Annotated in this window: 17 protein-coding genes and 3 pseudogenes; 13 read left to right on the top strand and 7 right to left on the bottom strand. The window is 37.4% G+C overall.

All coding sequences use genetic code 11. The features are described from left to right. The first annotated feature begins 3 nt into the window (after positions 1-3). The 7 genes and pseudogenes from N4G44_RS10335 (at position 4) to N4G44_RS10305 (ending at position 6,958) form a co-directional block, all read left to right on the top strand. Entirely contained in the window at positions 4-705 is a 702-nt protein-coding gene (locus tag N4G44_RS10335; RefSeq protein WP_474926564.1) for a GIN domain-containing protein, read from the top strand. Positions 706-850: 145 nt separating this feature from the next. Next, positions 851-2,566: a phospho-sugar mutase gene (locus N4G44_RS10330; protein ID WP_474928321.1), complete on the top strand. Its 1,716-nt coding sequence runs from the start codon at positions 851-853 to the stop codon at positions 2,564-2,566. Positions 2,567-2,669: 103 nt separating this feature from the next. Continuing rightward, positions 2,670-3,923: a pyridoxal phosphate-dependent aminotransferase gene (locus N4G44_RS10325; RefSeq protein WP_474926562.1), complete on the top strand. Its 1,254-nt coding sequence runs from the start codon at positions 2,670-2,672 to the stop codon at positions 3,921-3,923. 215 nt (positions 3,924-4,138) lie between these two features. After that, positions 4,139-4,861 (top strand): 3-deoxy-manno-octulosonate cytidylyltransferase, encoded by a 723-nt coding sequence (gene kdsB / locus N4G44_RS10320; RefSeq protein WP_474926560.1) that lies wholly within the window; start codon positions 4,139-4,141, stop codon positions 4,859-4,861. Positions 4,862-4,964: 103 nt separating this feature from the next. Further along, positions 4,965-5,627 carry a histidine kinase gene (locus tag N4G44_RS10315; RefSeq protein WP_474926558.1) on the top strand — a complete coding sequence of 221 codons (663 nt, stop codon included), beginning with the start codon at positions 4,965-4,967 and terminating at the stop codon, positions 5,625-5,627. A 76-nt stretch (positions 5,628-5,703) separates the two neighbouring features. Beyond that, positions 5,704-6,278 (top strand): annotated as a pseudogene (locus N4G44_RS10310) (glutathione peroxidase). Positions 6,279-6,442: 164 nt separating this feature from the next. Next, positions 6,443-6,958, top strand: coding sequence for a VOC family protein (locus tag N4G44_RS10305; RefSeq protein ID WP_474926557.1), 516 nt, complete (start codon positions 6,443-6,445; stop codon positions 6,956-6,958). A gap of 17 nt (positions 6,959-6,975) precedes the next feature. Here the strand turns inward: N4G44_RS10305 and N4G44_RS10300 are convergent, their stop codons facing one another. Next, the gene (locus tag N4G44_RS10300) at positions 6,976-7,632 is read right to left on the bottom strand and encodes an NAD(P)H-binding protein (protein ID WP_474926555.1); all 657 of its coding nucleotides are present in this window, start codon (positions 7,630-7,632) and stop codon (positions 6,976-6,978) included. A gap of 96 nt (positions 7,633-7,728) precedes the next feature. On the opposite strand from N4G44_RS10300, the gene N4G44_RS10295 reads away from it, so the two are divergent. Next, on the top strand, positions 7,729-8,082 hold the full coding sequence (locus N4G44_RS10295; protein ID WP_474926553.1) for an MmcQ/YjbR family DNA-binding protein: 354 nt from the start codon (positions 7,729-7,731) through the stop codon (positions 8,080-8,082). On the opposite strand, the gene N4G44_RS10290 is transcribed toward N4G44_RS10295, so the two are convergent. Continuing rightward, a complete protein-coding gene (locus tag N4G44_RS10290; protein ID WP_474926551.1) occupies positions 8,079-8,999 on the bottom strand; it encodes a bifunctional riboflavin kinase/FAD synthetase in 921 nt (306 codons plus the stop codon). The two genes, N4G44_RS10295 and N4G44_RS10290, sit on opposite strands and share 4 nt — an antisense overlap. Positions 9,000-9,202: 203 nt before the next feature. On the opposite strand from N4G44_RS10290, the gene atpD reads away from it, so the two are divergent. The 3 genes from atpD (at position 9,203) to N4G44_RS10275 (ending at position 11,975) form a co-directional block, all read left to right on the top strand. Then, positions 9,203-10,711, top strand: a complete 1,509-nt coding sequence (gene atpD, locus N4G44_RS10285; RefSeq protein ID WP_474926549.1) for a F0F1 ATP synthase subunit beta — start codon at positions 9,203-9,205, stop codon at positions 10,709-10,711. Positions 10,712-10,794: 83 nt separating this feature from the next. After that, positions 10,795-11,076, top strand: coding sequence for a FoF1 ATP synthase subunit delta/epsilon (locus tag N4G44_RS10280; RefSeq protein WP_474926548.1), 282 nt, complete (start codon positions 10,795-10,797; stop codon positions 11,074-11,076). Between the two features lie 80 nt (positions 11,077-11,156). After that, on the top strand, positions 11,157-11,975 hold the full coding sequence (locus N4G44_RS10275; RefSeq protein ID WP_474926547.1) for a hypothetical protein: 819 nt from the start codon (positions 11,157-11,159) through the stop codon (positions 11,973-11,975). Between the two features lie 330 nt (positions 11,976-12,305). Here N4G44_RS10275 and N4G44_RS10270 read toward each other — a convergent pair whose 3' ends face one another. The 5 genes and pseudogenes from N4G44_RS10270 to N4G44_RS10250 all read right to left on the bottom strand — a co-directional run bounded on the left by N4G44_RS10270 (position 12,306) and on the right by N4G44_RS10250 (position 17,998). Then, on the bottom strand, positions 12,306-14,495 hold the full coding sequence (locus N4G44_RS10270) for a B12-binding domain-containing radical SAM protein (RefSeq protein WP_474926546.1): 2,190 nt from the start codon (positions 14,493-14,495) through the stop codon (positions 12,306-12,308). A gap of 143 nt (positions 14,496-14,638) precedes the next feature. Beyond that, the gene (locus N4G44_RS10265; RefSeq protein WP_474926543.1) at positions 14,639-15,127 is read right to left on the bottom strand and encodes an EamA family transporter; all 489 of its coding nucleotides are present in this window, start codon (positions 15,125-15,127) and stop codon (positions 14,639-14,641) included. Beyond that, a complete protein-coding gene (locus tag N4G44_RS10260; protein WP_474926541.1) occupies positions 15,076-15,534 on the bottom strand; it encodes an EamA family transporter in 459 nt (152 codons plus the stop codon). Before N4G44_RS10260 ends, N4G44_RS10265 begins: the two co-directional genes overlap by 52 nt. Positions 15,535-15,607: 73 nt before the next feature. Beyond that, a pseudogene (locus N4G44_RS10255) lies at positions 15,608-16,881 on the bottom strand (aminotransferase class I/II-fold pyridoxal phosphate-dependent enzyme). An 80-nt stretch (positions 16,882-16,961) separates the two neighbouring features. After that, a pseudogene (locus N4G44_RS10250) lies at positions 16,962-17,998 on the bottom strand (PLP-dependent cysteine synthase family protein). A gap of 222 nt (positions 17,999-18,220) precedes the next feature. Here N4G44_RS10250 and N4G44_RS10245 point away from each other — a divergent pair. Together N4G44_RS10245 and N4G44_RS10240 are read left to right on the top strand one after the other, a co-directional pair. Then, entirely contained in the window at positions 18,221-21,706 is a 3,486-nt protein-coding gene (locus N4G44_RS10245) for a glycosyltransferase family 117 protein (RefSeq protein ID WP_474926539.1), read from the top strand. 90 nt (positions 21,707-21,796) lie between these two features. Beyond that, a complete protein-coding gene (locus tag N4G44_RS10240) occupies positions 21,797-23,284 on the top strand; it encodes a hypothetical protein (RefSeq protein WP_474926537.1) in 1,488 nt (495 codons plus the stop codon). Positions 23,285-23,405 lie beyond the last annotated feature (121 nt).

The raw sequence follows: 23,405 nt of genomic DNA, 5'->3' as shown, positions 1-23,405 counted from the left end.
AAAATGAAAAATACATTCTATACGTTATTATTATTGGCTGTAGTATCCTGCGGAAAAGTTTCTCCCAAAGGAAATATAGAAAGGAAAGACATAGATGTTTCAGAATTCGTGAATCTGGATCTGGAAGGTAAATTCCGCGTATTTTATGCCAGAGGAGCCAAAAATTTTGTAGAGATTGAAACTTATCCGAATGTGGCAAATAATCTGGATGTGGACGTTGATGACAAAACCCTTTTCATCAAAGAAAAAAGAGGTACAAAAGGTGTGGACTTCTACAATGTAACGATCTATTCAAAATATAATCTGGAAAAAGTTACTGTTGCAGATTTTGTAGAAATGAATATTTCGAGCGAAATTAAGACCGATAATTTTAGGCTTAATATAAAAAATAATGCTACTTTTATGGGTTCAGTGAACACGAGAAGAGCAGAAGTAGAGATGCGGAACAGAAGCCGGGCCAATTTTTTGGGACAAACCAAAAATGCAGTGATAAAAATCTCTGATACAGCAAGTTTGATTGCGCCTTATTGGAAAATAGAAAACCTGAATATTGACTCCAAAAACGGAAACTATGCAGAAGTTAACGTAAAAGATTCCTTAAAAGGAAATATTCAGAATACAGCAAAATTTATTTATTATAATGACCCGATCCGAGCGTTTAAAATTGATAAAACGACTAAGGTTGAGAATAAAAAGCTGGAATGATAAGAAGATGGGAGATGGAAGGCAAAAATTTCTCCCACCTTCCAGGCAAAAAAATAAACAATAATAAAATAAAGCAGAAACTTTGAATTTGGACGTAGAACTTTCCCATCTTCAAACCTTCATGCTTCCAAACTTAAATACAAATATGACAACATTAGAAAAAGCTAAACTTTGGTTAGGTGATACATTCGATAAAGAAACAAAAGATGCTGTACAGCTGTTGATCGACAGCAATTCTCCGGATCTGGAAGATTCCTTCTACAGAGAACTCGAATTCGGGACAGGAGGAATGAGAGGTATCATGGGAGTAGGAACCAACCGATTGAATAAATATACTTTAGGCCAGGCTACACAGGGATTGGCCAATTATATGCTTCAGCAGTTTAAAGGAGAGGAAATCAAAGTGGCTATCGCTTATGATGTACGCCATAATTCAAAAGAATTCGGGAAACTGGTAGCGGATGTTTTAACTGCCAACGGAATTAAAGTACTTCTTTTCAAAGATCACAGGCCGACTCCGGAACTTTCTTTCACTGTAAGAGACAAAAAATGTAACGGAGGAATTGTACTTACGGCCTCTCACAATCCGCCGGAATACAACGGGTATAAAGTATACTGGAATGACGGGGCACAGATTGTTCCGCCGCATGATGAAGCCATTATCAATGAAGTATATTCCGTGAAATTTGACGAAATTAAATTCAATGGAAATGATGACCTGATCGAATGGATCGGGGAAGAGCAGGATGATGTCTATATTGATGCCTGTATTGAAAATTCAACCTATCAGAATGTAGGGAAAGAAAATTTAAATATTGTTTTCACCTCGATCCACGGGACTACTTATACTACAATTCCGAAAGCTTTGGAAAAAGCAGGATTCAAAAAAGTGGATCTGGTAAAAGAGCAGATGATCCCGAGCGGTAATTTTACCACGGTAGAATCTCCAAATCCGGAAGAGCCGGCAGCACTGGAAATGGCACTGGATCTTGCAAGAGTGACCAATGCAGATATTGTGATCGGTACAGATCCGGACGGAGACAGACTAGGGATTGCTGTAAGAAATCTTGACGGTGAAATGCAGCTTCTGAACGGAAACCAGACCAATACCATCCTTACCTATTATATTTTAAATGAGTGGAGAAAGCAAGGAAAAATCACAGGAAAAGAGTTCATCGGCTCTACGATTGTAACTTCAGATATTTTCTTTGATATCGCCCAGAAATTTGGTGTTGACTGTAAAGTTGGATTAACAGGTTTCAAGTGGATCGGAAAAATGATCCGCGAAGCAGAAGGAAAAGAAAAATTCGTTTGCGGAGGTGAAGAAAGCTTCGGTTTTATGACCGGTGACTTTGTCCGCGATAAAGATTCTTGCGGAAGTATCCTTTTGGCGTGTGAAATTGCTGCGTGGTGTAAAGCCAATGGAAGAACAATGTACCAGTACTTGATTGAGATCTACCAGGATCTGGGAATGTACTATGAAGGATTGGTCAATATCGTAAGAAAAGGAAAAGAAGGAGCTGAAGAAATTCAGAATATGATGAAAAACTTCCGCGAAAACCCGCCTAAAGAACTGGCCGGATCATTAGTGGAAGAAGTGAAAGACTTTAAAGAACAAACCAGCTTCTCTGTTTCAAAGAACGAAACAAAAGTAATGAACGACATTCCAAAATCGAATGTGCTGATTTATTATACCCAGGATGGCACCAAAGTATGTATAAGACCTTCCGGAACAGAGCCGAAGATCAAGTTTTATATTTCTGTAAAAGATACCGTTGCTTCTGAAGCAGATTTCAGGGATAAATTAAAATCTCTGGAAGCTAAAATAGAAGACGTAAGAAAAGATTTACAATTAACATAAGAAAACAGGGTTTAGGATTTAGGAATCAGGGAATTTGATCCCCAATAAGTCCTGAAACCTAATCCCTAATCCCAAAAAAATATAAATTTAAATAAAGAATAAAGTGAAAGTTTCAAAATTAGCGGCGAACCTGATTGGTTCCGAAATTGTAAAAATTGGTAATGAAGTAAATGATTTAAAAGCAAAAGGAGCGGAAATAGCCAATCTTACTATTGGTGACCTGAATTCTAATCTCTATCCCATCCCGGCACTGCTGAAGGAAGAGATTCAGAAGGCATATCAGAATAATCTAACGAATTATCCGCCTGCAAACGGACTTTTATCTTTAAGAAATGAAGTTTCCAGAGACCTGAAAAACAGATGGAACCTGGATTATTTACCCAACGACATTTTAATTACTGCCGGATCCAGACCATTGATCTATGCAGTGTATAAAACAATCATTGACGAAGGGGACAAAGTAGTATATCCTACACCGTCATGGAACAACAATCACTATGCTTACCTTACTTCTGCAGAAGCAGTAGAAGTGAAAACAACTCCTGAAAACAATTTCCTGCCAACTGCTGATGACCTGAGACCTCATTTGGGAGGTGCCGTTCTTTTGGCATTGTGTTCACCATTGAATCCTACAGGAACCATGTTTACAAAAGAACAGCTTTCAGATATCTGCGAACTGGTTCTTGAAGAAAACAGAAAAAGAGGAGCAGATGAAAAGCCGTTGTACCTGATGTATGACCAGATCTATTCTAACCTTACTTTTGGGGCAAAACATGTAGATCCGGTTTCTCTTTTCCCTGAACTGAAAGAATACACCATCTATATCGACGGGATTTCTAAATGTCTTGCTGCAACGGGTGTCCGTGTAGGCTGGGGATTTGGTCCGTCTCATATTCTTGATAAAATGAAAGCCCTTTTAACGCACGTTGGAGCATGGGCACCTAAACCAGAGCAGGAAGCTACCGCTAAATTCTTTGAAAATACTGAAAACGTAAATGTCTTTGTAGAAGATTTCAAAGGAAAGCTGGAAGAAAGCCTGAAAGTGCTTCATGGCGGAATCCAGGATTTGAAAGGAAAAGGATTAGCTGTAGAAAGCATCGAACCCATGGGAGCCCTGTATCTTACCATTAAATTAGAATATATTGGAAAAACTAAGCCGGATGGTTCTGTTATTGAAAACTCTTCCGACCTGGTATTCTATTTGATCAACGATGCCGGAGTTGCTTTGGTACCGTTTTCAGCTTTCGGGGAGGCAAAATCTGAGCCTTGGTTCCGTGCTTCCGTAGGTGGTTTAGCGGTTGATGAGATCAAAGTGATGCTTCCTAAGCTTGAAAATGCACTGAACAATCTGAAATAATTTTTCAATGTAATAATGTATCAGCATGACAGTTTATCAATATTTTAAATGCTAAACCGTTATGCTGTTATATGATAAAATAAACGCTTCGGCTTCGCTCAGCATTGACACGTTTTCACAAGCAGTTAGAATTAGCAGTGTCACGCTGAGCAGAGTCGAAGTGTTTTTGAAATAAGATATAATAATCGAGTGGTATTAACTTTAATAATCTATCAATGAAAATCATAGCCGTTATTCCCGCACGTTACGAAGCCAGCCGCTTTCCGGCAAAGCTTATGCAGATGTTGGGTGAAAAAACAGTCATCACGACCACCTATCAGAATGTTGCAGAAACCGGGCTGTTCGATGAAGTATTTGTGGCTACGGATTCACCAATTATTTTCGATGAAATTGTGAGTAATGGAGGAAAAGCTGTCATGACCGGTCAGCATGAAACCGGAAGCGACCGTATTGCAGAGGCGGTACAGAATATCGACTGTGATATTGTTATCAATGTCCAGGGTGACGAACCTTTCCTTAAACTGGAGCCTTTAAAGCAGCTTATTGAAGTTTTTAAAGAAGATGATAACCAGGAGATTTCTCTCGCTTCATTAAAGATAAAACTGACGGAAAAAGAAGAAATTGAAAATCCGAATAATGTAAAAGTAATTACAGACAACAATGGATTTGCCCTTTATTTCAGCCGTTCTGTAATCCCTTTTCACAGAGAAATTTCTTACGATGTGAGCTATTTTAAGCACATTGGAGTATATGCTTTCAGAAAACACGCACTGCTTCAGTTCTCCAAGCTGGAAATGAAGCCTCTTGAAATATCAGAAAAGATCGAATGCATCCGTTACCTGGAGTATGGAATGAAAATCAAATTAATAGAAACCAATTTTATTGGAGTAGGGATCGATACTCCTGAAGATCTGGAGAAAGCCAGGAAATTGATTTAAGCCAAAAAGTGGAAATAATATGTTCTTGGCATTTTTCCAATTGTCTTTCACTTCTTTGCTTTTTCGCCCAATTCCCCTTATATTTGAAATATAAATAAGATTAATGAAGAAATTATTTTTTGTATTCGTGCTGATACTTTCACAGTTGTCTTTCGCGCAAACAGCAAAAGAGATTATAGAGAAAAATATAGAACTGTCCGGAGGATTAATGAATTGGAAGCTCTTAAATTCAGTACTGTTACAGGGAAAAGTGATCCTGGGGGTTAAAGATGAATATCCTATAAAGATTTTTCAGCAGCGTCCCAATCTTACTAAAACGGTGATCAGCATCGGTGGAAAAGAAACGGCAATTGAAGGCTTTGACGGAACTAAAGGTTATGCAATGAATTATGCAGCCAACAAACTTCAGGTGTATCCTGAATATGTCCCTGAAAGTTTTGATAATGACTTTATCGACTGGGAAAACAAAGGTTTTGATGCCAAATATCTGGGAAAGGAAAAAGTAGGTGAAATCTACTGCCACAAAGTGGAATTAACTAAAAATGTAAATAAAAATATTTATTATTTTGATGTTAAAACCTATATGCTTTTAAAAGAAATTAAAAAGGACGAAACACTGACGTATGCCGATTACAAGAAAGTAGGGAATCTTTCAATGCCTTTTAAGATTGAATCTTCAAGTACTAAAAAGGATGGAGACTTCGTTATGATCCTGAACAGAATAGATGTAAATAAGGTTTTTCCTGCCAATACATTTAAATTCTAGGCTGAAGCATAAGAATGAATAAATTGCATTTTTTGACAAATAACTGTGGCAGAGCTGCCCGCTAAAATTTATAGGGATGAAAAAGATTTTCTTATTGCTGCTTTCCTTTGTGGCATTTTTACAGAACTGTACCAATCAGAAAAGTGAAATTTCTCAAGCTAAAACCAATGAACTTATGGGTAAAACAATATATGATTTCAAAGTAGAAAGCCTTGATGGCAAGGAGATCAACTTTGCAGACTTTAAAGGAAAAAGATCCTTATTGTAAATACAGCATCAGAGTGCGGATTTACGCCGCAGTATGCAGATCTTGAAAAAGTGTATGAAGAATACAAAGATAAGCTTGTTATTGTAGGTTTTCCAGCCAATAATTTTGGAGGCCAGGAACCCGGAACCAATACTGAAATTGGTGCATTCTGCCAGAAAAATTACGGGGTTACATTTCCTTTAGCAGCTAAAGTTTCTGTAAAAGGGGATGATACAGCTCCGATTTTTAAATATTTAACAGAAAAAGAACTTAACGGGGTTAAAAATACGACGATCCTTTGGAATTTCACCAAATTCCTGCTGGATGAAAACGGAAAACTGATTGATACTTTTGTAAGTACTACCAAACCTACGGATGAGGCTATTACGAAGTATTTGAAGTAAGATAAAGCATACATAACGTTTCGGCTCCGCTCAGCGTGACAGTTTAAACAATACAAGTAGTATTAGAAATGTCACGCTGAGCGGAGTCGAAGCGTTTATAAACAACCGATAATATGCTCAAGGTATCCGAAAAAAATATATTTTTATAAAATAAAATTTTGCTCATGAAAAAACTAATTTTTACCCTTTGTATTCTGGCTTCTTTTATGTTGGGTTTTGCCTTTAAATCAGCTACAGAAAAGAGTTCGGATGATTTAAAAAGAGTTACGGGAATCGGTGGAATTTTCTTTAAATGTAAAGATCCTAAAAAGATGAGGGATTGGTATAAAGATCATCTGGGACTTAGTATCAATGAGTATGGAGCTGTATTTGAATGGTATCAGGGCTCAGACAACTCTAAAAAAGGATTTAGCCAATGGAGCCCTTTCAGCGAGAAAACGAAATACTTTCAACCTTCTGAAAAAGATTTCATGATCAACTACCGCGTCCAGAATCTTGAAAAGCTGGTTGAACAGCTGAAAAAAGAAAATGTTACCATCGTTGATAAGATTGAAACCTACGAGTATGGTAAATTTGTACACATTATGGATATCGAAGGTAATAAAATAGAGCTTTGGGAGCCTAATGATATTGAATATGAAAAATTAGGAAACAGTATAGGTGCCAAAACTACTAAATAAAAATGCTCAGCCGGCTTTTAATGATCAGTTTTTTCCGCAAAGCAGAAAATATTCCCCAGTTTAATGCTGGAGTAGCCGTTGCTTTTTATTTTGGACGAATTGATCATAGCTTTAGCCAGAACATCTGTAGGTAAAGGCTTCTGGCTTTCCAAAAGTCCCAGTTTGTTTGCAAATTTTATAATCCTGCTGCCCAGAACTTCCCCGGTTCTTTCTGAATCCTTTCTTTCAAGCATTCCGGGTTTGAAAATGGTAATTTTATTGAAATGGAGTTGCTTGACGGCTTCTTCCAGTTCACCTTTCATTTTCGAATAGAAAATTTTAGATTTTGGATTGGCTCCGTAAGCCGATACAAGAACATAATCTTCCACGTCGTTTTCCTTCGCTGCCTTGGCAAATTCATACTGGTAATCGAAATCTACTTTTCTTTGAGCTTCTTTGCTTCCTGCATCTTTCAATGTAGTTCCAAGACATGAAAACACAATGTCGCCCTTTACTTTATCTTTCCATTCTTCCGGTTTTTCAAAATCAACTACATGAACATTCAACTTATCATTCTGGATATCCACAGGTTTTCTTACGAAGATGTCAACTTCTTCAAACTCCTTATCGTTAAGCAGTTGCTTAACCAGATCTTTTCCTGTAGCGCCTGTTGCGCCGATGACCAAAGCTTTCATAATAATTGTGATTGGTGATGATATTATTTCTTTCTTAAATTTACTAAATTTGAAATTAATATCAATGATCATTAATCACTTATCATTTATAAATTCATGGATGCCAACGAAGTTTTAGATTATTGCCTGACAAAAAAAGGAGTTACAGAAAACTTTCCTTTTGATAATGAAACGCTTGTGATGAAGGTCGGGACAAAAATGTTCCTGTTAATGCCTTTGGAAAAGCAGCCGTTAAGTATCAATGTAAAAACCGATCCTGAGTGGAGCGCAGAACTTCGAGAACAGCATCCGCAGATCACCGGAGCATTCCATATGAATAAAACCCACTGGAATTCTGTAATTACAGATGGATTGAAAAAAGATTTGATCTTTAAACTGATCGATCATTCTTATGAATTAGTATTTAATTCACTGACCAAAAAAGCAAAAGAGGAAATTGTAAACAGTTAGAACTGAAACTCCCGGGTCAGTCTTTTATCTTCATCCAGTCTTTCAATAAGCTTTTCAAGACCTTCAAATTTAATCTCGTCATGCAGAAAATCCCTGAACTTTACAGTAATCTTTTCATCATAGATATCACCTTCAAAATCAAGGATATACACTTCAACGGTTAATTTTTCTCCATTTACAGTAGGATTGGTACCGATGCTGAGCATTCCTTTATATTGCTGTCCTTTTACTTCAGTTTCTACGATATAAGCTCCTTTTTTAGGAAGAAGTTTGATCGTTTCAGTTTCGATATTAGCGGTGGGATAGCCGATGGTTCGTCCGATCTTTTTTCCATGAACAACGGTGCCGGAAACAGAGTAGGAGTAACCCAGCATTTCATTGGCTTCCTTAATGTTACCTGTTAAAAGAGCATTACGGATTTTAGTGGAACTGATATTGTTTTCGTGGATGTTGATAGCTTCCATTTGCTCCACAACAAAACCGAGTTCTTTTGAAAGTTTCTGAAGAAGTTCAAAATTTCCGCTTTTATTTTTTCCGAAGGAATGGTCGTAGCCTATAATAAGGTATTTTACATTCAGCTTATCAATCAGGATCTGGCGTACAAACTCTTCTCCTGTGAGATTTCTGAACTCTTCATCAAATTCTTTCAGGAATAAATGATTAATACCATATTTTTCAATCAGCTGTTTTTTCTCCTCCAGCGTATTGAGAAGCTTAAGGTCTTCATTCGGGTTGAAAACAAAACGGGGATGCGGCCAAAAAGTAAGGATAGCAGTTTCCAGATTATTCTCTGTGCCCACATTGATCAGTTCATCAATAATACTTTTATGTCCCAGATGTACTCCGTCAAACATTCCCAGAGACAATGCTAAAGGCTTTTGAGAGGAGTAATCTTTAAAATTCTTGAAAATTTTCAAAACGGAAAAATTTGACTGCAAATATAGGTATAATGTAGCAATGTATCAATATAACAGTTTACCAATATTTCCAACTGGAAAATGAATGTCAGATTGATAAACTGCTCGATTGCTAAATTTCAAAAAAGTATGATAAAAATCTTTTTTTACCAATTGTGGGTTTATGAAGAATCATTATATTTGCACCAAGAAAAAATTTAGCAATGGCAAACCAAATTAAAGGTAAAATTTCTCAAATTATTGGTCCGGTAATCGACGTTGTCTTCACAGATGTGGAAGCTGTTCCAGCAATCTATGACGCGTTAGAAATTACAAAAGAAAACGGTGAAAAAGTAGTTTTAGAGGTAGAACAACATATTGGCGAAGATACAGTAAGATGTATTGCAATGGACGCTACTGACGGTCTTAAAAGAGGGCAGGACGTAATCGGATTCGGAAATCCTATTATGATGCCAATCGGTGAGGCTGTAAACGGAAGACTATTCAACGTTGTTGGTGATGCTATCGACGGACTTCAAGATATTTCTAAGGATGGTGGTCTGCCAATTCACAGACCAGCTCCAAAATTTGATCAACTTTCAACTTCTGCAGAAGTTTTATTTACAGGGATTAAAGTAATCGACCTAGTTGAGCCTTACGCAAAAGGAGGTAAAATTGGTTTGTTCGGTGGTGCCGGTGTAGGTAAAACAGTATTGATCCAGGAGTTGATTAACAATATTGCAAAAGGACACGGAGGTCTTTCAGTTTTTGCCGGAGTAGGTGAAAGAACGAGAGAAGGAAATGACCTTTTGAGAGAGATGCTTGAATCAGGAATTATCAAATATGGTGATGATTTCATGCACTCTATGGAAAACGGAGGTTGGGACCTTTCTAAAGTAGACTTGGAAGCTATGAAAGATTCTAAAGCTGCATTCGTTTTCGGACAGATGAACGAGCCGCCAGGTGCAAGAGCGAGAGTAGCCCTTTCAGGTCTTACATTGGCTGAGTATTACAGAGACGGTGGTGAAAGCGGACAAGGTAGAGACGTACTTTTCTTCGTAGACAACATCTTCCGTTTTACACAGGCTGGTTCTGAGGTATCTGCACTTCTTGGTCGTATGCCGTCAGCGGTAGGTTATCAACCGACTCTTGCTTCTGAGATGGGTGCGATGCAGGAAAGAATTACTTCAACTAAAAACGGTTCAATTACTTCAGTACAGGCGGTTTATGTACCTGCGGATGACTTAACTGACCCGGCTCCTGCAACTACGTTTGCTCACTTGGATGCAACTACGGTACTAGACAGAAAGATTGCTTCATTAGGTATCTATCCTGCGGTAGATCCATTGGCTTCTACTTCAAGAATCCTTGCTCCTGAGGTTATTGGTAACGAACATTATGACTGTGCTCAGAGAGTAAAAGAAATTCTTCAGAGATACAAAGCACTTCAGGATATCATCGCGATTCTTGGTATGGAAGAACTTTCTGAAGAAGATAAATCAGTAGTTTACCGTGCAAGAAAAGTTCAGAGATTCCTTTCTCAGCCTTTCCACGTAGCTGAACAGTTTACAGGTATCCCAGGATCATTGGTAGACATCAAAGATACTATCAAAGGATTCAACATGATTATGGATGGTGAATTAGACCATTTGCCGGAAGCTGCTTTCAACCTGAAAGGAACTATCGAGGAAGCGATCGAAGCCGGGCAAAAAATGCTAGCTGAAAACGCTTAAGAAAATTTTAAATGTTAAATTTTAGATTTTAGATTGAAAAATCATTTAAAATTTAAAATCTATAATCTATAATTCATAAAAAAATGAATATAAAAATTTTAACACCAGAATACGTAGTTTTTGAAGGAGAAGTAAACTCTGTATTGTTGCCGGGAAAAAATGGTGAATTCCACATCATGAAAAACCACGCAGCTATTGTTTCTTCTTTAGTCGGAGGTAAGGTGAAGCTTTTTACTTCTTCTGTGGAAGAGTCTTATGCTAAAAACTTTACTAAAGAAAATGAGAAAGATTCTGTTTTTTCTTATCCTATCAAAAGCGGTGTTGTAGAATTTAATCATGATAAAGGAATTATCCTTTGTGAATAATTAAATGAAAAGCTAAATATATTTTCAAGAAAGTGTAACTTTGGTTACACTTTTTTTATGTTGTGTAAAAGTCTGATTGTATGAAGAGAAGCATCATCATATTCTTTACCGTTCTGGGAATCCTTTGTAATGCCCAAAATTTCAAAACCAAAAGAGGTATTATAAGTCTTGACGGTGTTCATGTCGCCAAGATCTCCAACAAGTCCAATATCTATACGTTCATGGATCTGAATGATACCCCCATGTATACCATAGAATTTGTAGATAAAAGCATTGTGGATTCTGTCAGAGACAGTTACATTAAACTGAACAGGATTTATAACCGTGATAAAACCATAGAGCTGGATTATATTTCTCCGTCGGCATTTTCCGGTGAAGAAAAATCAGCAGTATATACCTCTATAAAAGGGTTGAAAATCATTGATAACAAAGGCATCAATGTCAAAAATCTTGATGAACTTTTTTCAAACGTTCCGAAAAGAAAGCTGGATACTAAAACAAAAGATGCTTATGCGATCAGAAAGAAAATAGACAAAATGGATATTGAGGTCAATAAAGTAGGAGAGATTCTCAGCAATGGTGTTCCTGTAGGCTATTTTTCCAATTTACCTGTAAGCTTTGGTTCTGAAGACACTATTATGGATAAAACCCCTATAGATATTGAGATCTATGATGCTAAAAGCAAGCTGATCGGAAGGTATATCACAACAACAAAACAGCTTAAAACAGCTGGAGGGAAGTCTTTTACCATTTACAGGGAAATGTCCGGGAGAGCTTCTATCCTGAAATTCCCAACCTATAAAGCATTAGCAGAACGCATGGCGATTATGGACCCTAATTTTATTAAAGTTCAGGAAAAGGTATCTGTTGGTACCGTATCAAAAGAAGCTTCCAATTAATACGATTGTGATAAACAAAACTTTATATCAATAGGAACGGGCTTTAGCCCGTTTTTTATTAAAGATCCAATTTTGTCTGGCTTTGCCAAATTTATAGAAGTTGATATGTTATGCCTGATTAACCACCCCGTCAAAAATTCTTTTTGAATTTTTGCCACCCCTCCGGAGGAGGGGAACATTTTGCCATTTATTCGATGATGGTGAGAAATTTTGATTTATTTTTTTATGCAATATTATGATCCTGAGAAAACAGGTTTTATTCATCAGAAAAATAAAAACTGATAGAAAATTTCCCAATTTTAAAAATCCCTGAGAAAAAAACAAAAATTTTTATAAACTTAAAATCACTCCGTTTTCCTTAAGTTGTTGAATAGGTTTTGAGAACCAGAATAATTCGAAATCATCAAAATTTTCTTCAAACTGATTCTTAAGTTGCTGAGCGGTAACTTTTTTCGGGTTTTCTATAGAATTTTCTTTCAGGACATTCAGAAGCCATTCTGCTTTATCCTGCTCCAGATCAATCTTTATAATGTTCGTTTTTAAATGGAATGTAAGAAGCGTATAGGTACCGGAGTATTTCTTTTTATTTTTTACGCGATTCTCAGCGATTACGTTTTTCGTCAAAAAAACAACTTTTGAACTGCCTTTAAAGCCAAATTGATTTTCATCCAGAAGACAGTCGTGAATATAGTCAGGATGAATGGTTGTTCTCGGAATTTTAAAATCAAACCAATCCTGAAGCGGAATTTCAAAATTGATTCCGTGCATATAATTGAAAAGGGACTTTTTCAGTCCGAAGCTGAATTTACTGTGATCGATTCCCGTTTTGTCTTTAAAATCAATATCATTATTGGCAAACAGAATTTCTTCCTTCACAGGAGTCACCCCGAACTCTTCAGGATTGATCCCGACAGGTGAATGGGCAGTCATGGCAAACTGATGCCAGAATCCACTTTGCAGAATTCCCATTTCAAACATTTGTCTTACCATTTCCAAAGAGTCCACCGTTTCCTGTACGGTTTGGGTAGGGTAGCCATACATGAGATAGGCATGAACCATAATCCCGGCCTCTGTAAAATTTCTGGTTACCTGCGCAACCTGTTCCACCGAAACTCCTTTTTCGATTAATTTCAATAAACGGTCACTGGCTACTTCAAGACCTCCGGAAACTGCAACGCAGCCTGAGAGTTTCAGGAGATAACATAAATCCCGGGTAAAACTTTTTTCAAACCGGATATTGGTCCACCAGGTAACGACCAGATTCCTCCGCAGAATTTCCAGTGCAACTTCCCTCATTAATGCAGGCGGTGCGGCTTCATCTACAAAATGAAATCCTGTCTCGCCGGTTGTTTTGATGAGTTCTTCCATCCTGTCGACCAATATTCTGGCGGAAACAGGTTCATAGATCCTGATATAATCCAGGGAAATATCACAGAAAGTACATTTTCCCCAATAGCAGCCATGGGCCATCGTCAGCTTGTTCCATCTTCCATCACTCCACAAACTGTGCATTGGATTGGCAATTTCAATGACAGAAACATATTGATCCAGCTTCAGGTCAGTATAATCGGGAGTACCGATTTCGGCCTGTTTATAGTCGTGACGTTTGGAGTTATTTTTATAGGTAACTTTTTGATCTTCAATTAAAAATGTTCTTTTGTATTCTGCAGTTTCGGTGGGAATATTCAGGTTTTCGTAAAGAAGTTCAAGAGGAAGCTCACCATCGTCAAGGGTAATAAAATCAAAAAATTCAAAGACCCTCTGATCTTTTACTTCTCTCAGTTCGGTATTGGGAAAACCCCCACCCATTGCAATTTTAATGTGCGGATAATGTTTTTTGATGTATTGAGCGCCTCTGAAACCTGCATACAGATTTCCCGGAAACGGAATGGAGAAACAAACTAATTTAGGCTGGACAAGTTCTAAGTTTTCCTGGAGGATTTTTAAGGTGAAACCATCAATAAATGTCTGATTATCTGCTAATTTAGAGTACAGTTCATCAAAAGAATTGGCACTTTTCCCCAGACGTTCGGCATATCTGCTGAATCCGAAATCCGGATCAATATTTTCAATAATATAATCTGAAATATCTTCTAAATACAAAGTGGCGAGATGCTTGGCTTTATCCTGAAGTCCCATATTCCCAAACGCAAAATCCATATCATCCAGCTGGTTGAAACGGGATGCCTCGGGCAGGAAATTCATGCTGCAAATTTGTCTTGCCAATGTTGGATTTTTCCCTTGCAGAAAAGGAATAACCTGATCTATTGTTTTTAAATATTCTTCCCGGAGCGCATAAATCCGCTGTGAGTTCTCCGATATTTCCTGAAGATTAATTTTGATGCTGAAAATTTTCTCTAATCCGCTTTTTGAAAACAATTCCAAAATGACATCAAGTCCCAGATCGATCTGATGACTGGAAATATTTTTGGTATTCAGAAAACCTTTTATATAAGCTGTTGCCGGATATGGAGTATTGAGCTGGGTAAAAGGCGGAGTAATGAGAAGCAGGTCTTTCAACAGAAAATTTTTCAAATTAGTTATCAACCTGGTTGTAAAATATTGATTTACATTATTTTAATTCTTTTCAAGTTCACCAGATTCTATTGGCAAAGATAGTTAAATTGTATCGTATGCCGCAACGGGGCTAACGAAATTAATGTTTATACATTTTCTAAAATCTCGCTGCGTTTTGATTTTCTATTGTCTGCGATCACATTCAGGATAACACCCAAAAGAATCAGTGTGATACCGATGAGCAGATTAAGGGTAAATCTTTCATGAAACATTAAAACGCTTACCATTACGGCAACCACCGGTTCCAGTGCCCCCAAAATAGCCGTAGGAGTAGATCCGATATATTTTATAGCATAAACCAGACACAGACTGGAAATTACAGTCGTCAGAAAAGCAAAGACAACAAAACTAAAGAAAACGGACAGGGAAGGAATGGCAAAAGACTCTCCTTCTGTAAAAGCTTTTATCATAAAAAATCCTGAGGTGAATAGCATGGAATAAAAGGAAAGCTTAAATCCTGATACTTTCATATCCGATTTATTAACGATCACCATATACAATGCATAAAACAGAGAACTCAGCATTACAACCCCCAAACCTGCGAAATTGATTTCCAGGCCTTTCTCTTTAAGCATAAGACAATAACGCCTGCAAAAGCTAATAACAAAGACCCTACAGAAAGCCTGGTCAACTTTTCCTTATAAACGAAAAACATGATCAGGGCAACAATGACCGGATAAATGAAGAGAACGGTGGAAGCTATCCCCGGTGTAAGAAAATCATAGCCAATAAATAAAAATTCTGAGGAAAGAGCATAGCAGACGCCCAAAACAGAAAGGATGAAAGCTTCTTTTCTATTGATCTTTAAACTCTCTTTGGAATACAGCAGGTATCCGCCGACCATCATTGCTGAAAATAAAAATCTATAGAACAAAGTAATGTCCATAGAAAAGTGAGCCTGCTTGAGCGGAAGGATAAAAATGGGAATCAGCCCGAACGAAACGGATGACAAAATTCCTAACGCATAACCTTTGAATTTCATTTTTATTATGATTGAAAATAAAACATTCCATAAAAAAACCACTGAAAATTTTCAGTGGTTAATATCTTTCTCATTAAATCGGTTTGAAACTTAAACCCTGCTCCTGCAGCAGCTTCTGTTCCTGCTCTTTATAATGACCACTTACTAATTTATCATGAATAGCTTCAAACGCAGCTAATGTTTCATTGATTTCCGCATCGGTGTGCGAAGCGGTAGGAATTAACCTTAACAGGATCATTCCCTTCGGAATTACCGGATAAACCACTACAGAGGTAAAAATTCCGTAGTTCTCTCTTAAATCTTTTACAAGAAGAGTAGCTTCTACCGGAGTTCCCTGCATCATGACAGGAGTTACGCACGTGTTGCTGTCCCCGATATTGAATCCTCTTTCTTTAAGACCGTTCTGAAGTTTATAAGTATTTTCCCAAAGTTTAGCTTTGATTTCAGGTCTTGTTCTTAAAAGTTCCAGTCTCTTTAAACCTCCGATTACCATTGGCATGGTAAGAGATTTGGCAAAGATCTGAGATCTTAGGTTGAATTTCAGATATCTGATGATTTCTCTATCACCTGCAAGAAAAGCTCCGAAACCTGCCATAGATTTGGCAAAAGTAGAGAAATAGACATCGATCTGGTCCTGGCATCCCTGCTCTTCACCAGCTCCGGCTCCTGTTTTTCCAAGAGTTCCGAATCCGTGTGCATCGTCTACTAATAATCTGAAGCTGTATTTGGATTTAAGATCGCAGATTTCTTTAAGTTTTCCCTGCTGTCCTCTCATCCCGAAAACTCCTTCTGTAATCACAAGAATACCTCCTCCGGTTTCTTCTGCTACTTTCGTTGCTCTCTGAAGGTTTTTTCAAGACTTTCAATATCATTGTGTCTGTAGGTAAATCTTTTTCCGGAGTGAAGTCTTACTCCGTCTACAATACACGCATGAGAATCCACATCATATACAATCACGTCATTTCTGCTTACCAAAGCATCAATGGTAGAAACCATTCCCTGGTAACCGAAATTCAATAAATAGGCTGAATCCTTTTGTACAAAATCTGCCAGTTCTCTTTCCAGCTGAAGGTGCTGATCCGTTTCACCGGACATTGCTCTGGCGCCCATAGGGTAGAACATTCCATATTCTGCAGCAGCTTTGGCATCAGCCTCTAATACTTCAGGGTGATTACATAATCCTAAATAGTCATTGGCACTCCAGAAAATTACTTCTCTTCCCTGAAACTGCATTCTCGGACCAATAGGTCCTTCCAGTCTTGGGAAAATAAAATAACCTTCACCGTAATCTGCAAACTGTCCAAGAGGTCCTGGATTTTCTTTTATTCTTTCAAAAATATCCAACATTTTGTATCGTAATTTTTTAAGTAAAAAAGCCTTTCCTGTAAAACACAAAAGGCTTGATTTGTATCGTGGTTTAATTAAATCTATTTAATAAATTCTGTCTTGAAAACTTCATCGTAGTTGTGTACGCAGTTATTCACAAAACCTTGTTCAGCCATCCATTTATCGCTGTATACCTTGGTGATATATCTCGATCCGTGATCAGGATAGATTAATACTATAATATCATCTTTGGTCAGCTCGTGAGACTGGGCATACTGGATCAACGCCTGGGTTACAGCTCCTGTTGTATATCCTCCCATGATAGCTTCTTTAAGGGCTATTTCACGGGTTCTGTAGGCAGACATCTCATCATTTACCCTTACAAACTCATCTACTTTGTCAAAAAGAAGCGCAGAAGGGATCAAATTTTTCCCCATTCCTTCAATCTGATAAGGATGAACATCTTCTTTATGGATTTCTCCCGTCTCGTGGTAGCTCTTCAGGATAGACCCGTCAGCATCCACACCGATAATCTTGATAGCAGGATTTTTTCTTTCAAAAATTTACCTGAACCGGACAATGTTCCACCTGTTCCAGTGCAGGCAAAAAGGTGGGTAACCTTGCCTTCTGTCTGCTCCCAAATTTCAGGACCGGTAGTCTGGTAGTGCGCATCAATATTCAATTCATTGAAATACTGATTGATGTAAACTGAATTTGGTGTTTCTGAAGCTATTCTTTTAGCAACCTCATAATAAGATCTCGGATCATCTGCAGCAACGTTGGCAGGGCATATGTATACCGTAGCCCCCAATGCTTTTAAATAAGCAATTTTCTCGGGCTTTGTTTTGTCGCTTACCGCCAGAATGCATTTATATCCTTTAATAATACAGACCATCGCAATAGAAAACCCGGTATTTCCTGAAGTAGTTTCTACAACTACAGAATCTTCCTTTAATAAACCTTTCTTCTCAGCGTTTTCTATAATATGAAGTGCTATTCTATCTTTTGTGGAATGTCCAGGATTATATGATTCTAACTTGGCATAAACGGTTGCAGGAATATCTTTTGTAACAGTATTAAGCTTCACCATAGGAGTATTTCCTATTAGGCCAAGAATATTATCGTAAACATTACTCATTATTTGTTATTTTCAATAAAAATCTGACCGCAAAAATACAAAAAAATAAATAATTACTAAACTTTTGTTTGATTTCAAGCCTGTGATTCAGCAAAATTTATTTTCTGATTTGCAATCTTAGCTGAAGTACGATCGCAAATACTACGCCAAAATTTTTAAATTTTGTTAAAAACACCATAGAATGGTATAAAAGCCTTATTTTCGCGTAATTGATTTTATACTATGAAAAATTGGACTTTTAGGCAATGGAACACCGTTTTAGGATGGGTGATTTTCGTCATTGCATTTTTCACGTACTTGTCGACCATAGAACCTAATTTCAGCTTCTGGGACTGCGGTGAGTATATTTCCTCTGCGGTAAAACTTGAAGTAACGCATGCTCCCGGAGCAGCCTTATTCCAGATTGTGGGTGCTGTGGCAGCCATTTTTGCTTTAGGGAAGGGTGAAAATTATTCTATCGTAATCAATGCAATGTCTGCATTGTTTAGTGCTCTGACGATTTTATTTTTATTCTGGACGATTACCCATTTTGTAAGACGGTTGTTGAACAAGGATTTTGATGAAGTGACCAGACACCAGGAAATTTCCATTCTTTTTGCAGGAGCTGTAGGAGCTTTATGCTTTACTTTTTCGGATACTTTCTGGTTTTCTGCAGTGGAGGGAGAAGTATATTCCATGGCTTCCATGTTTATTGCTTTACTCGTTTGGCTGATTACCAAATGGGAAAATGAATACCTTGCCAAAGACAGCGAAAGATGGATTATCCTTATTTTCTTTGTATTAGGGCTGTCTGTAGGGGTTCATATGATGTGTATGCTTGCAGTTCCTGCGGTATGTTTAGTGTATTATGCAAGAAATTATAAATTTACCTGGAAGAACTTTATCTGGGCGAATGCCATCACCTTGGGAATTTTGATCATTGTATTCAAAATCATCTTCCCATTAATTATGACGATGTTCGGAAGACTTGAAATATTCTTCGTCAACGGTCTTGGACTTCCTTTCCATTCAGGAACAATCGCTGCTTTTATTTTAATGGTGGCAGCTTGTTACTTCATGATTAAATATGCTAGAAAAGCTAAGAGAAATATATATCAGACTGCTGCATTGTCAGTAGTATACATGATCATCGGTTTTTCATGCTGGATGGTTATTCCTATCAGAGCGAATGCCAATCCACCGATGAACCTTAATGATCCCGATACTGCAATTGGTATGCTGGATTACTATAACAGGGAGCAATACGGTGACTGGCCTACTATCTATGGTCAAAATTACACAGCTTTCCTTGATGCCAACGGAATTGAGAAAAACGAGGACGGAAGCTTTAAAACAAAGAAAACCGGTGAAATTTATGAAAAAGATGAAAAAACCGGAACTTACAGAAAAACAGGTGACCGTTTCAATTATACATTCAGCAAATCTCAGGTGAGCTTAATGCCAAGGATGTTTAATGAAGATAAAGAGGTAATGGCGAACTACATTTCCATGTACGGAGCGCCTGATTTTACTTTCAACTATGCCAATGAAGATGTGGCAGATAATCCACAGGCCAAGCAGATTTTTGACGAACTGAGAGGGAAGTATGAAGATAAAACCATTACTGCAGCCGATTACCTGAAGGTTAAACCATACAATTTAATTAATGTTCAGAAGCCTTCTCTGGCCCAGAATATGGATTACTTCATCACCTTCCAGAACGGATATTACTTCGTAAGATACCTGATGTGGAACTTTGTGGGAAGACAGAACGACCTTGAAGGAAATATGGAGAACACGAAAGGAAACTGGATCTCAGGAATTTCTTTTATCGATAATGCTTTGCTTGGTAACCAGGATAAAATGCCTGCTAAATTCAAGAATGAAAGTACGGTAAAATTCTTCTTTTTACCATTGATTTTAGGGCTGATCGGTTTCTTTTTCCAGTTGAACAGGGACTTTGGAAGATTCTATGCCCTGCTTTCATTATTTATTTTAACCAGTGTCGGAATTATTTTCTATACCGGTGTAAAACCTTTCGAACCTAGAGAAAGAGATTATGCAATGGTAGGTTCATTCTATGCATTTGCTATCTGGATCGGTCTTGGAGCAGCGGCCATCCTATGGTTTATCCAGTCAAAAGTTAAATCCAATGGAGCGAATATTGCTCTGGGAGTAGTTTTATTGGGAGTTCCTTTTATGATGGGCTTCCAGAACTACAATGTACACGACAGAAGTAACAGGTATACAGCTTATGACTATGCCTACTCAGTATTAAAATCACTTCCTAAAAATGATATCTTATTTGTTTATGGAGATAATGATACTTACCCTGTGTGGGCTATCCAGGAAACGGAAAGATTCAGAGATGATGTAAAGGTGGTTAACTTTACCCTTGCTTCAACTCCATGGAACTTAGATCAGATTAAAAGAAAAACATACAACGCAGCAGGGATTCCTAGTGAGCTCACTCACGAAGATTACAGAGACGGAGTGAACGACCAGATCTATATGATGAAAAAAGAAGACTGGGAAGGAGTTTTCTCTATGCTGAAAGAGCAAGGCGTTCCCGATACCCAGTTCGGAGCCTTCAGAAAATACCTGACGCAGGATTCACTGACGTTGAAAGAAGCTATTGATTTTATTAAATTCAAATCTCCTGAAAAAGATGAGCTTTTAAAAATGTATTTCGGAGAAGAAAAGTTTGAGAAATACAACATTCTTCCGGTAAATAAATTCATTCTTCCTGTTAACAAAGAAAATGCTTTAAAAGCAGGAATCATTACCCAGGCAGACCTTCCGAATGTAGTAAACCAGATCATGATTACCTATAAAGGAAACACCCTTTATAAAAATAACCTGATCCTGATGGATATGCTGGCGAATTTCGACTGGAAACGTCCGGTTAACTTCTCATCAGGAGGAATTTATGACAGCGAAAATATCTTCTATCTTGATGAATATCTTCAGTTTGACGGTTTCAGCTACAGACTGGTTCCTATCCATACCACTCCGAATGCAGATGGAGATATGGGTAGAGTAGATACCAATTCTTTATATAATGTGGTGAAAAACTTCAGATGGGGTAACTTTAAAGATCTGAACGCTCACTTTGATGAAACTGCCACTTCCAATATTATGAGCTACAGAATGTCTGCCAGCAGAGCAGCTTCAGCATTGGCATTAAGCGGACAAAAAGCAAAAGCTATAGAATTACTGGATCTTGCGTCAAAAGAAATTCCTGCTGAAAAATATAATGATCCGCGTTCATTAAGCGCTATGGTAACCGGATATATTATTGCAGGACAGGAGAAAAAAGGACTTGAGCTGGCAGAAATCCTTAAAAAAGGTATTTTTGATGAATATGATTACTATTTAAGCCTTGCTCCGGCTGATCAGAGTTTTGCCAGAAGGCAGATGAGATCAAAACCGATGGAATATTCTCTGATAGTAGGTGCGGTTACAGATGCCTATAAAAAATTGGGACAGAATGAAAAAGCCTATGCATACCTTGTAAAATCCATAGAGCCGATTGATAAAAAGTTCAATGCGTTTATCAAAGATCTTCAGCAGATGGGTAAAGAAAAAGCAAGGAATGAATCTGAAAAAGTACAGAAAATCACACCTTTCTACCAATACCTTTTTGATGTGATGGAACCTTACGATTCTACTTATTCAAAAGAGAAAGAGGATCAGATTACCACAGCAATTATCAAAGCAACGCAATAAACAGCTAACAAAAACGGAACTTCGGTTCCGTTTTTTTGTTATTGGGTTTCATCAATTTTAAGATTATATTTGTGGAACTAAAAATGCGTGATGGCAAAAAATAAAAATAACAGGCTCCCAATCTATGCTGTAATTTTTACGGTAACTTTTAAACTTCTCTTTTTACTGACTCATTATATCCAGGAAGATGCATTCATTACCTGGAGAGTAGCCCAGAATCTCCTGGATTATGGGGTAATAGGATTCAATGGAGAAACCCGAATTTCGGCTTCTACCACTCATCTGTATGTATTTGTATCTTATTTTTTCAACCTGATTTTCGGTAAAGAACATTTTGTTGAACCCCTTCTGATTTTTAATTCCATACTTTTTACGATAGGAACATTGTTTCTTTCCCATCTTACCCTAAAAAATCCGTGGCACAAAGCTATTTTTATATTTTTAATAGGCATACTGCCGCCTGCAATCAAGATTTCTATACTGGGAATGGAATATGGAATTCTCTTCTTCCTGGAAATGTCGCTTCTGTATTACGGTTTCAGCAAAGGCAAAAAGTGGGCGTTGATCCTTTTGCCTGTTTTGATTATGTTTACAAGGATCGATACAGTTATTTTCCTGGGAATTGTATTTCTTGTCGATGTTTTTTGGAACAGAAAAATCAGATGGAACTATGTTTTCGGAGGAATTTTGGGTCTTATATGGACGCTTTCCTTCAACTGGCTCTATTTTGGGGAATTGGTTAATAATACTATTGTGGCCAAAAAGCTTCTTTACGAACACCATTTCACCTTCGCTCAAAATCTCAAATATTTCTTTGTCAGCTTCGGGAATTTCTGGGGAATGCTGAAACTTCCCGGAAACTTCAATCCAGTGACAATCATTATCCTTATTTTTGAATTGCTGTGTTTTATTTATCTTGTAAGACAGAGAGACAAGAGGAATTATTTTTTATGGATCATCTTTATTTTCGGATGGGCGAAACAGATTATTTTTATCTCCCAAAAAAGTTTATTCGACTGGTATTACTGGGTTCCGCAGCTTTTACTTTTCGTTCCGGTTCTTATTTTTGTTTTGGAGCAGAAAGAGAAACGGAATCTATGGCTGTCCCTGTTAGTTGTATTTTATATCCTTCCGATGACTGCTTTCCAGACTATACATTCTATTGCAACAGGAAACGGAGAGTGGAATTACCGCAGACAAATCGGACTGTTCCTGAATACTTACGAAAAAGATAAAAACCAATGGATCTTTTTGGAACCCGCCGGTTATGTACCCTATTTTTCAGGTTTAAAAGCGATTGATGAAGTAGGATTGGTCGACAAGCAGATCCAGACCGAAATAAAGAAAGATAAGCCTCATTACTGGATCAATACCGTAAAAAACAGAAAACCGAAATACCTTCTTTCTTATAAAAACCTCTTTGAAGGAGACGATGCAGAATATTATCAGGCCCATTATAAGCTTCTGAAAGAATTCAGGATAAAAGACCACCTGAACAGCGACAATAAAATCTTAGAAAAAATCTACCATTTTAAGCCGTCAGGAACAGATTATAACTTATATGTTAAGATTGATTAAATATTAAAAGATTAAAAAATTAAAGAATTAAAAGATTTGTAGAGAAAGAAACAATCACCCTCAAACTCTATTACTCTCAAAATCTCAAACCCTCAAACCCTCAAAACTATAACCTAATCCC

The organism is Chryseobacterium sp. GTID13, from assembly GCF_056172655.1.
Note: the sequence above shows the minus strand (reverse complement) of the source record. Positions and strands in the feature narration are given on the sequence as shown.

What these genes read in the sequence shown, in the direction of transcription:
- N4G44_RS10260 (WP_474926541.1), bottom strand. Translation starts at nt 15,534, where the DNA reads ATGAAATTCAAAGGTTATGCGTTAGGAATTTTGTCATCCGTTTCGTTC.
- N4G44_RS10300 (WP_474926555.1), bottom strand. Translation starts at nt 7,632, where the DNA reads ATGAAAGCTTTGGTCATCGGCGCAACAGGCGCTACAGGAAAAGATCTG.
- N4G44_RS10280 (WP_474926548.1), top strand. Translation starts at nt 10,795, where the DNA reads ATGAATATAAAAATTTTAACACCAGAATACGTAGTTTTTGAAGGAGAA.
- N4G44_RS10245 (WP_474926539.1), top strand. Translation starts at nt 18,221, where the DNA reads ATGAAAAATTGGACTTTTAGGCAATGGAACACCGTTTTAGGATGGGTG.
- N4G44_RS10305 (WP_474926557.1), top strand. Translation starts at nt 6,443, where the DNA reads ATGAAAAAACTAATTTTTACCCTTTGTATTCTGGCTTCTTTTATGTTG.
- N4G44_RS10240 (WP_474926537.1), top strand. Translation starts at nt 21,797, where the DNA reads ATGGCAAAAAATAAAAATAACAGGCTCCCAATCTATGCTGTAATTTTT.
- atpD (WP_474926549.1), top strand. Translation starts at nt 9,203, where the DNA reads ATGGCAAACCAAATTAAAGGTAAAATTTCTCAAATTATTGGTCCGGTA.
- N4G44_RS10315 (WP_474926558.1), top strand. Translation starts at nt 4,965, where the DNA reads ATGAAGAAATTATTTTTTGTATTCGTGCTGATACTTTCACAGTTGTCT.
- N4G44_RS10295 (WP_474926553.1), top strand. Translation starts at nt 7,729, where the DNA reads ATGGATGCCAACGAAGTTTTAGATTATTGCCTGACAAAAAAAGGAGTT.
- N4G44_RS10335 (WP_474926564.1), top strand. Translation starts at nt 4, where the DNA reads ATGAAAAATACATTCTATACGTTATTATTATTGGCTGTAGTATCCTGC.
- N4G44_RS10275 (WP_474926547.1), top strand. Translation starts at nt 11,157, where the DNA reads ATGAAGAGAAGCATCATCATATTCTTTACCGTTCTGGGAATCCTTTGT.
- kdsB (WP_474926560.1), top strand. Translation starts at nt 4,139, where the DNA reads ATGAAAATCATAGCCGTTATTCCCGCACGTTACGAAGCCAGCCGCTTT.
- N4G44_RS10265 (WP_474926543.1), bottom strand. Translation starts at nt 15,127, where the DNA reads ATGCTTAAAGAGAAAGGCCTGGAAATCAATTTCGCAGGTTTGGGGGTT.
- N4G44_RS10330 (WP_474928321.1), top strand. Translation starts at nt 851, where the DNA reads ATGACAACATTAGAAAAAGCTAAACTTTGGTTAGGTGATACATTCGAT.